The sequence below is a fragment of the Pedobacter sp. 01T416_2 genome (assembly GCF_056398925.1).
Genome location: NZ_JBFTQI010000131.1, coordinates 1 through 9,805, shown reverse-complemented (window position 1 = coordinate 9,805; position 9,805 = coordinate 1). Strand labels below are relative to the sequence as shown.

The following is a 9,805-nucleotide window of genomic DNA, read 5'->3' as shown; positions in this document are numbered from 1 at the left end:
TCCCTATGGTAATTATTGTTTCCTTATGGGGCATGATCCATACAGGTGGATTTTTAGTGCCCAACATTCGAACCACTCAATCCGTTCCCCATAATGCATTGGAATTTGTAAACAGTCTTTTAACATCTTGCTATAATATCGGTATTTCATTAGGCGCATTCTTAGGCGGCATTGTAATCGCGAAGTTTGGTGTCCACGAAATAATCTGGATGGCAGTGCCTCTTCTGTTACTGGCTTACTTATTGAGTTTTGTAAACTCAAGAAAGAAAGCATTGGTTAATTAATAATTTATCAATCTTAAAATATTAAAACTGAGTACATGCTCAGCATTATCAATGATCTTACAGGACAATCCAAGATTTTATAGTGATAAATATAGTCCTTTTGGCTGATTACTTTCAAGAGCGTTAACGAACTTTAACTAAAAAACCCCAACTCAATTAAAAATTTTACCGAGTGTCTCCCATGCCCAATGTTCGTTAAGTTAAGCGTTTTTAACCATAGATGCACCCAGATAACACGGATTTTCATATCTGTGTGCATCCTTTCTATCTGTGGTTAAATTATTTTTGCTTGTGCCGAATGGCTTAAGGTGTAATGGGAATAAATAAACCCAGACTTAAAGAAAAATCTCCAACAACACAATTACAATCGCTGCTGTCAATGTATTCAAAAAATTGACCACATCATTCCCGATCAACCCCCTCCGCTCCAGCACAGCCCCTAATATGGAATCAGTAAGGTTACCCAACGTACCTGCAAGAACAATAAAGAAAAAGCTGATACTCCATCCCCATCCTAGCGCATAAATGCCAGCAATAATACAGCTACCTGCTATACCGATCAGGGTCCCTTCCAGACTGATCACCCCGTCCATTCCGCAGCGGTCGGGCTTAAAGGAAATAACATTAAAAAACCGTCTTCCATAAAGCATCCCCAGCTCGGAGGACAGGGTATCCGCTGTAGCCGAGGCAAAGGCTGCCGCCATTGCCGGAAGCATCAAATAAGCCAGCCGGGGATAAGACAGGGTAACTATAGCTGCAATGGCCGCAGCCCCGGCATTGGCCAGTACCTGCATTGCATTACGGCCTTTTTTTTCTTCATCCTTAGTGGCAAAAGCCTGCTTTCTGTGCCGCTCCAAGGAGGTGGCAGCAGAACCGAGGATAAAAAACATGGTCATCATCGCAAGCCCGAAGTAACCTGCAGCGGTAAAAATAAGGCATGCCAGTACCCCGCCCGTAAAAGCGGCCAGAACCGTCAGTTTTTTTGCCAAGATACTGTAGGCCATGCCTAAAATAATGATGATAGGCAAAAAGATGCCGCTATTGAACATATCACAAATATATTTGAAATATATTCACGAAAAAGCACATGGAAATATTTGTGCTGTTACGAACTACCAAAAACGTCAAAATCGACCGTGGTCACAAGTCTTGGGTTACCAAAGAGATCGATAAAAGTAACGGTTAGTTGTACTTCGGTTTGATAAGAAAACGAGCAGCCATTTTCCCTGAAATACCCAATCTTACTGCTGATTATCCATGCAGAGATTGAAATCAAGAAGGAGCCCGAAATGAATTTAAACGACCAGAATAAACGGGTGCTATTTTTCGCGGAATAGTTTCGGGTATTCAATTACCAATCCATACGGATCGGTTTTTAGCTCGGCCTTAAATGTCGATTTTTCGTTTTCATACAGGTATACCGAATTTGATATTTTAGTATAATACTGCCTTACAGGTATTATCAGATCAGCAATAATGTCTATGTATATCACCTCGATCCTATTGCTCAATTGCCCAATAAAAACCAACCTTCTTATCGGCAATGTATTGGTAAAAGGTGTTAATGAAATATCAATATCGACACAACCATCAAATCGATGATCAATCTTATTGTTGACCAGCCAATGATCACCTTTCTTTTCTAGAAGAAGTGTTTTTTCATTTCCGCCCAATATGACATTTATTTCAACGAAATAGGTTTCCCACAACGTATCCGTAAGAATTTTATATAAGATTTTAGTCGCCTGGTTATTAACCTGGCATGTAATAATCGATGTAACTGCGACACCATTATCTGTTTCCGTTAAGGTACAATTTTCCAGGGACCTGTATTCCAAGCCTTCCCATGTTATGTTTCTCTCCATTATGATTTGAAATTAAACAATCTTAATGCCGACTTGGTTTTAAGCAGCTTAATTCACGGTCCAATAAGGCGAAAACTGGAAAATTATTTTATTTAGAGATTTAACTGCGTATTTCTAGAAAAATAGTTCTCTTCACTTTTTGATGGCAGCTCAAGTTTCCCGCTAATAATTATGTTGAAATCGCTTTTAAATAATATTATCTAGGCTATTGATTGAAAATAATTACTAGCCACAAAAAAGAGCAAGAACGTCAAAGCCTCTTTGACGTTATCGCTGAAGAAAGCACACTTAAAAAGGCTTTTACAAAAGTACGCCGCCTTGACAATAAAATAAGTATCTTCAAATAATCCATTAATATGACAACATTTCCGAAGTTTATTTTTTGTATCCTGTTGATAATTACATTTCTGGGATGTAATAGTGAAAAAGAGTTGACCCCATTGGTTCAGCCCACAAATATTCTTCAAGGCCGTGACCAGCTCTCAAACTATATCACACAATACGTCAACTTCGATTCTGATTATAGTGCTTTCGATACGGAAGGAAAAGCTATGGATAAACAAACGTTTCTGAGCGAGGTGCTATCCGGGCGGTACTTACCCTTAAAGTTAAAAACAGGAGCAGGTAGAAACTTATACCAACTGTACAAAATTAATGTGCTTATTGAGGACTCGCCAAAATATTATCTGATAGACCAGGCCCGTCAGGGGCTTTTTCAACTTTCGCTTGTAGGCAAGCCTGCACCAAAGTTTGAATTTGTAGATTTAACAGGCCATAGATACAACAACCAAAATACCAAGGGAAAAATTTTGGTAATGAAATTCTGGTTTATAGGCTGTATTGCCTGTGTACAAGAAATGCCTGAAGTGAACAAAATCGTTGATCGATACCAGGATCGTAAGGACATTCTTTTTGTTAGTCTTGCATCTAACAAAGTCGAACCATTAAAGAAATTCCTTAATAAGGTAACATTCAAATATCAAACTGTAGCAAACGCCGATCATTATATGGTTGATTCTATCGGCACCAGGGTATTCCCTTCACATTTGATTATTGGCAGGGATGGAAAGATCAGGAAATTTACGCTACAATATGCTGAGGTTGATAAGCTGTTGAAAACTCTTTAGCTATGAAATAATAGAAACCCCTTCCCTTTTAAAAACAAGCGTTACCCTGGGATTGTTATATATAAAACATGAAACCCTTATGGACAACTTTACCGTAACCCTTAGTCCCAATCATAAGTGCCATTTCCAGGTTGAACAGCACCCGCATCACGTTACTGGTGGCTGTAAATACAAAATCTACCAGGACGGGAAATTTGTGGCCAGTCTGGAGCCCGACAGCCGGGATTTTTTGCATGTATGCCAGAACCCGGCAGCTATTGAGCTGGAGATCCTGCATATGTTAGCAGAACAGATCGAACTTGTGCATCCTGGCACGGCTCATTTGGAAGAACTTCAAAATATTGAACTTGACAGCGATGATGAGCTGGAAGCACCACCGCAATAGCTGTCTTAATATTGTTTAAGAAGGATAAAGGTAGGCGGCCCAGTAAGTGATTAGAATATGGCTAACACCCAAAGAATAATGGCGCCTGACAAAAGATTAACCTTTAATTTTCAGATAAACAGTAAATATTGAACCTTCTCCCAATTTACTATCAACGGTAATCCTTCCACCAGAAGCACCTACAATTTCCTTAACCAGGTAAAGCCCGATCCCTGAGCCGTCACCGGACTGGGAAATCCGTTGGTATTTCCCGAAAATACCCGTTAAGTTATTTTCACTAATCCCAATTCCGTTGTCTTTTACGGCAATTACCATAAAATCCCCTTCCTGATGGGTTTTGATCAAAATTTCCGGATTCCTTTCGCTTGACCTATATTTTATGGCATTATTGACCAGGTTATAGATTATGCTACGCAGTTTACGGCGGATATATAAGATTTCTGAAAAACCGATATCAGTCTTTATCTTTGCAGACGATTCATTTATCTGCGGTGCAAGCGTGAGCCTGATATCTTCCAGGATATGCTCAAAATCCAACAGTTCCTCCACCGCTTTATAACGGTGCTCTTGTTCACGGGAATCGGTTAAGTCATGGATTATCTGTTGCATTTTGGTCAGGCTGTTCTCCACCTTTTCCAAAAGCACTGGAAACCGTTCCATATCTTTCTCTGGTAGTTTTCTAAGCATCTCGATCGTAAGTGCCAGACTGGTGAGCGGTGTTTTTATATCATGCGAGATAGTATCCAAAAGCAGTTCATGCTCAGCAATCAGTTTTTCCTGTTCTTTTAAATCGCGTATGCGCATGGTGATCTCCACAAAAGTGATGATCACGCCATTTGTTTTCTTGTCACGCTGAACGATATACGGAAGAATGTTCATCTGATACCAACGCAGGTCTGTGGTCTGAATTTCCTTTTCCAGAATCTCCCCGCTGTCGATAACATGCTGAATATTCTCGATAATAGTCGGAAAACGAAAATTTTCTTTGATATCTGCGATAGGTCTGCCCACATCGGCGAGTTTTAGGCTGAACTGGCGCATGGCCGGTGGCGTGAACTTTCTCAGTATTAGATGTGCATCGACAAACAGCTGGGGAATGATCGTATTTCTGAAATAGTTTTCCAGTTCTTCATTAAGTTTGATAAGCGTGCTGATCTGCTCGGCTTTGTTCTGCATGCGTATGGCCTACAGGGTGAGTCCGGATCGGCATTGCAAGATAGACAATAAATGCATATCTATCGCCACAATCACACAGCCTACCATACACCAATCTGAACCAAACCTGGTCAGTTCTTTTGGCAGCAAAAAATTTGGGTACAGATTTGGGTTAAAAACGGTTGGTATCATTATCCCATTCCAACCCAATAAAAAACAAAACCCTCTAAACACTTGATTTAGAGGGTTTTTGATGGATTATACATCCTGTTTTCGTCGGGATGGCAGGATTCGAACCTACGACCTCCTGCTCCCAAAGCAGGCGCGATACCGGGCTACGCTACATCCCGAACTTGGTATCTTCTTTTTTATTTCCCTTTTTCGAAGGGATTGCAAAGAAACGGTTTTAAATTGATAATTCCATTTATTTTTGCAAATTTTTATTTTCTGCGGAGAGGGCGGGATTCGAACCCGCGGTACCGTTACCAGTACGACAGTTTAGCAAACTGTTCCTTTCGGCCACTCAGGCACCTCTCCTTTTCGACCTCTATTTTCCGCCCTACCGGCGTTGTTTTGAGGTCTGCAAATATAGTAAAACAAGTTATCCAACAAAAAAAAATTACAAAATTTGTTGATAATCTATACGCACATGATAGATACTCATAAGCATCGTCTTGAATATCAATTTGATAGTCTCAATATCTTTTAACGTTAAATCGCAATCATCTAACTGATTTTGCTCTAATTTGTAGTTAATTATCCTTTCAACGATGTCATTTATATTCTGAGCATCGGGATTTTTCAGACTTCTTGAGGCAGCTTCGACCGAATCTGCGAGCATTAGCACACCAGTTTCTTTGCTAAAAGGTATTGGTCCGGGGTAGCGAAAAATGTTTTCGTCGACAAATTTTTCAGGTGTATTTTTCAAAAAAGACTGATAAAAATAATCAACCCGGGTATTGCCGTGGTGTGTTCTGATAAAATCGATAATCGCTTCAGGAATCTGGTTCTTCCTTAAAATCTCAATTCCTTTATGCACATGCTGAATAATAATCTGCGCACTTTGCTCATATGGCAGTTTATCGTGCGGACTAACAGCGGTATTCTGATTCTCGATAAAATATTGTGGATTGTCTACTTTACCAATATCATGATATAAAGCACCTGCCCTTACCAGCACCGAATTGCCCCCTATTTTAAATATCGCGGCCTCTGCAAGGTTTGCCACCTGTAAAGAGTGCTGAAACGTTCCAGGCGCTTTAAAGGCAAGTTCCCTTAAGAGTTTATTATTAGTATTGGTGAGCTCAATTAAGGCTACATCAGATGTGATACCAAAAATACGTTCAAACAGATAAATTAAGGGGTAAGCTAAAAGAGATAAAAGTACACTAAAAACAAAAGGAATAAAATTCATCCATTCTATTTCGCGGAAAGATCCTTCACGAAGCAGGGCAATACCTATAAAAGAAACAAAATAAGCCAAAAGAATAAATAAGGCCGAAACCAGGAATCTTTCGCGCTTAACAAAGTTTTTTATACTAAATATGGCAACCATGCCCGCAGTAACCTGATAAAACACAAACTCGAAACTATTGGCCACAAAAAAACCAGCAATTAAAATTACCAGCATATGGAGGTAAAGCGCCAAACGGGTATCGAACAGGATCCTAATGATAATGGGCACCACACAGAACGGAATGTAGTACAAACTTGGGATTTCCATTTTAATGGCCCAGGTTAATGCCAATAACATCCCCGTGGTAACAATCAGGATTAAGGAAAGCTGGCGGTTATCGGCAAAAATATCCTTCCGGAAAAGAAAAAGGAACGACATTAAAATGGCAAGTATAAAACCAACCAATATTACCTGCCCCAAATAAACCAATGCCCTGCTCCCTATTGTTTTGCTTTGTGCATCGTAAGTTGCTTTATAAGATTCCAGTTTCTGATAAATTTCTTCATCAATAACATCATTCTTCGCTACAATAAGCTCTCCCTTTTGCACCATACCCTTGGTAGTAGAGATATTGTTAACCGTATTGTCCTGTATGGTTTGGGTTAGCCGCTCATCAAATACAATGTTCGGGGTAATATGATCAATGGCGAGGTTTGCAACCAGATCGCCCATAACCTGATTGGGGGCTTTAAAATTATCTTTAAAAAACTTCAAGGCCGATTCTGCAGTAAAAACATCCTGTGTATTCTTTTCCTGGGCAACATTGTTTTCAAGTAAAGAAAAGTCATAGTTCTTCCCTCCTGCCTGATGTTTTACATTTAAACCAATAATCCCTTTCTCGTAAATGTTCTGCAGCAATTTATAGGAAGCGCTTTTATATACGTCCTTGTCTTTTTCGTTAAGTTGCTTAGATTTCCATTTCACATCAAACTCATTGGCAAACTCTTCCAAAGCATTTGCCGTAATGCCCCTATCGAATTGATAAACAGGCAAAATATCTTTTAGCGCATTCTTTTTATCGGCACTAACCTGTGGGTTGGTTTTTAAAATAGCAAAACTGAAGGGAGAAATCAGGTCCTTGTTTTTCCATACTGCATTTTTTTCAAACTCATACCTAAACCGGGGCTGCTTGGGCAGGAATAACGTAATAATGAAAACGGTAAATATCATCATCACATATTTTAGGTTTGATGAATACTTCCGGTAAAGGATTTTGTGTGAATTTCTCTTGATTTTAGCCAAAACGATGTAATTATTGTATTGTCAAAAATAGCATTTTTATCTAATATACATTTTACAGGTTTTGTTTGCAATTACCAGATTTTATATTTTACTTTATGATATCAAATTAATATCAATTATGTATCAAGAAAAAATTATTAATCCGCCATCGGGCTACCTGACATTCGCACTATGCATCGCATTGCTGGGCGCTTCTATTTTCTGTTTTGTTTCAGAAATTTTTCTCTGGGGAGGAATTTTACTGGCCATAGATATATTTTTAATATTCCCGGGCTTTTTAATCATCAACCCCAACCAATCAATGGTGCTCACCCTTTTCGGAAAATATATCGGGACAGTAAAAGCCGATGGATTTTTCTGGGTAAATCCCCTAACTGCTAAAAGACGTTTATCGTTAAAAGCAAACAATTTAAACGGGCAGCAGTTAAAGGTTAACGATAAACTGGGCAACCCGATCGAAATTGCTGCTGTGGTGGTTTGGAAAGTAAACGAAACGGCCAAAGCCGTTTTCTCTGTAGAAAACTACATGCAATATGTAAACATTCAAAGTGAAGCTGCTGTAAGGCATTTGGCCAACATTTTTCCTTATGATCATGCTGAGGGCGAAGAAACCAGCATCACTTTAAAAGATGGTGCTGATAAAGTAAGTGAACTTTTAGAAAACGAACTGAACGAACGTTTATCGAGAGCAGGTATTGAAGTTTTAGAAGCCAGAATTTCGCATTTGGCTTATGCGCCAGAAATTGCCAGTGCCATGTTGCAGCGTCAACAGGCCACTGCAGTTATTGCAGCCCGTAAATTAATTGTTGAAGGCGCTGTGGGCATGGTAGAAATGGCTTTAGAGAAATTATCTCAAAAAGGAATTGTTGAGCTGGATGAAGAGCGTAAAGCAGCTATGGTAAGCAATTTACTGGTTGTGCTTTGCGGCGATCGCCATGTACAGCCCGTGGTAAACACCGGAACATTATATAATTAGGAACAATGGAATTTGAGGAAAAACAAAGCTTAAAACTTTGGTGGCTTTATATTTTATTGGCTATTGATGCCGTTATGGTCGTCAGTATCGTACTTTTTGATAAAGGCGGAATGAGCTTTGAAACTTTAAAAGCTACTTATTTCGCCCCATTTTGGGCCGTTCTCCTTCCTTTTGCGATTATTTACCTGCTTCAAAAAAATAAAATGACTTTGCAGGTCGGCACTGAAGGCATTTCTTACAAGTATTTTCCATTTCAAACCAAATTGAAGCTATTGAGTTGGGGCAACATGGAGAAAGTTTATATTAATAAGTACAATGCTTTAGGAGATTATGGCGGATTTGGTGTTCGCAGCAGGCTTTGGTTTAAATTTAACGACAAGGCCTATATCCTAAACGATAAAGATAAAGGTTTACAGATTGAATTTAAAAACGGCAAAAAGCTATTGTTTAGCAGTAATAAAATAGATGAACTGCAAATGTTCCTTATTAATTTAAAAACRAGATATAATATACAAGCAATACAATAAGAATGGCGGAGAAAGATAAAAAAGCTTTTGTATTAAGAATTAGTCCTGCTTTATTAAAAGAAGTAGAAACCTGGGCTGCCGATGAGTTTAGAAGTACGAACGGGCAGATCGAGTTTTTACTTACACAGGCTATAAAATCGAGAAAAAAGGGAAAAGCAAAAGAAGAATAAAAGCAAGACTTCCGAAGTTTTCAAGCCCAGAGCGTAGCCAACTGCAAATCGCCAACTAAAAACTGTAAAACTGATCTGGGCGTTACCCAAGCTACGCAAGGGTCGGGCTTTTCAGGGCTGCGCTTCGCTCCGGTGCCGATGAAGATCGGCACTGAACCCTTACAATCCCTAACGCAAAACCCAGCGTTTTAAATTAAACCTCGCAGGTTTTAAAAACCTGCGAGGTTTTTATTTTTGTCCCAAGCAGCACCACCCCAAGTAATTTAAACCTGATGGAAGCGGCAGCTCCCGACTTCACGTCGGGACTACAGCGAACAGCAGGACTGAACACCCCTAAGTATCACTACAGCACCTTTCCAAAAACCCATTAAAACTTATTATTTTCGAATAGGCTAAAATCATTTTCTAAACGTTATTTTTAAACCTCGCAGGTTTTGGAACGGCGTTAGCCCTCAATGAGGCTAATGAAGACATCAGAAACCCCGAATTAAACTTGCGAGGTTTGTTTAATATTTAAAATGCATAACTTAGCGGCCTAACCAAAAATTCATAAAATTTAGTTTACATGAAAGAAGTTGTAATTGTATCAGCTGTGCGAACGCCTATTGGCAGTTTTGG

10 protein-coding genes and 2 tRNA genes are annotated in these 9,805 nt (G+C 39.3%); 6 read left to right on the top strand and 6 right to left on the bottom strand.

What is annotated here, in order from left to right; genetic code table 11:
- Positions 1-284: hypothetical protein (locus AC1DPQ_RS07980; protein ID WP_477608707.1), on the top strand; the 284-nt coding region annotated here is incomplete at its 5' end.
- A 335-nt stretch (positions 285-619) separates the two neighbouring features.
- On the opposite strand, the gene AC1DPQ_RS07975 is transcribed toward AC1DPQ_RS07980, so the two are convergent.
- Both AC1DPQ_RS07975 and AC1DPQ_RS07970 read right to left on the bottom strand, forming a co-directional pair.
- Complete coding sequence (locus AC1DPQ_RS07975) at positions 620-1,333, bottom strand: DUF92 domain-containing protein (protein ID WP_477584844.1); 714 nt, start codon at positions 1,331-1,333, stop codon at positions 620-622.
- 270 nt (positions 1,334-1,603) lie between these two features.
- Complete coding sequence (locus tag AC1DPQ_RS07970) at positions 1,604-2,149, bottom strand: putative glycolipid-binding domain-containing protein (RefSeq protein ID WP_477608705.1); 546 nt, start codon at positions 2,147-2,149, stop codon at positions 1,604-1,606.
- Between the two features lie 356 nt (positions 2,150-2,505).
- Here AC1DPQ_RS07970 and AC1DPQ_RS07965 point away from each other — a divergent pair, with 356 nt between their 5' ends.
- Entirely contained in the window at positions 2,506-3,276 is a 771-nt protein-coding gene (locus AC1DPQ_RS07965) for a TlpA family protein disulfide reductase (RefSeq protein ID WP_477608703.1), read from the top strand.
- Between the two features lie 79 nt (positions 3,277-3,355).
- The gene (locus tag AC1DPQ_RS07960; protein ID WP_477583223.1) at positions 3,356-3,661 is read left to right on the top strand and encodes a hypothetical protein; all 306 of its coding nucleotides are present in this window, start codon (positions 3,356-3,358) and stop codon (positions 3,659-3,661) included.
- A 96-nt stretch (positions 3,662-3,757) separates the two neighbouring features.
- Here AC1DPQ_RS07960 and AC1DPQ_RS07955 read toward each other — a convergent pair whose 3' ends face one another.
- The 4 genes from AC1DPQ_RS07955 to AC1DPQ_RS07940 form a co-directional block, all read right to left on the bottom strand.
- A complete protein-coding gene (locus AC1DPQ_RS07955) occupies positions 3,758-4,837 on the bottom strand; it encodes a sensor histidine kinase (RefSeq protein ID WP_477583221.1) in 1,080 nt (359 codons plus the stop codon).
- 255 nt (positions 4,838-5,092) lie between these two features.
- Positions 5,093-5,166 (bottom strand) — tRNA-Pro (locus AC1DPQ_RS07950).
- Between the two features lie 100 nt (positions 5,167-5,266).
- Positions 5,267-5,353, bottom strand: a tRNA-Ser gene (locus AC1DPQ_RS07945).
- Between the two features lie 82 nt (positions 5,354-5,435).
- Positions 5,436-7,442, bottom strand: coding sequence for an HD family phosphohydrolase (locus tag AC1DPQ_RS07940; protein ID WP_157280269.1), 2,007 nt, complete (start codon positions 7,440-7,442; stop codon positions 5,436-5,438).
- Between the two features lie 190 nt (positions 7,443-7,632).
- Between AC1DPQ_RS07940 and AC1DPQ_RS07935 the strand changes: the two genes are divergently transcribed.
- From AC1DPQ_RS07935 to AC1DPQ_RS07925, 3 genes are read left to right on the top strand one after another with little or no spacing between them, the layout of a single operon-like run.
- Positions 7,633-8,490 carry an SPFH domain-containing protein gene (locus AC1DPQ_RS07935; protein ID WP_029276438.1) on the top strand — a complete coding sequence of 286 codons (858 nt, stop codon included), beginning with the start codon at positions 7,633-7,635 and terminating at the stop codon, positions 8,488-8,490.
- A gap of 5 nt (positions 8,491-8,495) precedes the next feature.
- Entirely contained in the window at positions 8,496-9,017 is a 522-nt protein-coding gene (locus AC1DPQ_RS07930; protein ID WP_477608701.1) for a hypothetical protein, read from the top strand.
- Positions 9,018-9,019: 2 nt separating this feature from the next.
- A complete protein-coding gene (locus AC1DPQ_RS07925) occupies positions 9,020-9,187 on the top strand; it encodes a type II toxin-antitoxin system antitoxin (protein WP_086545783.1) in 168 nt (55 codons plus the stop codon).
- Positions 9,188-9,805: the final 618 nt, after the last annotated feature.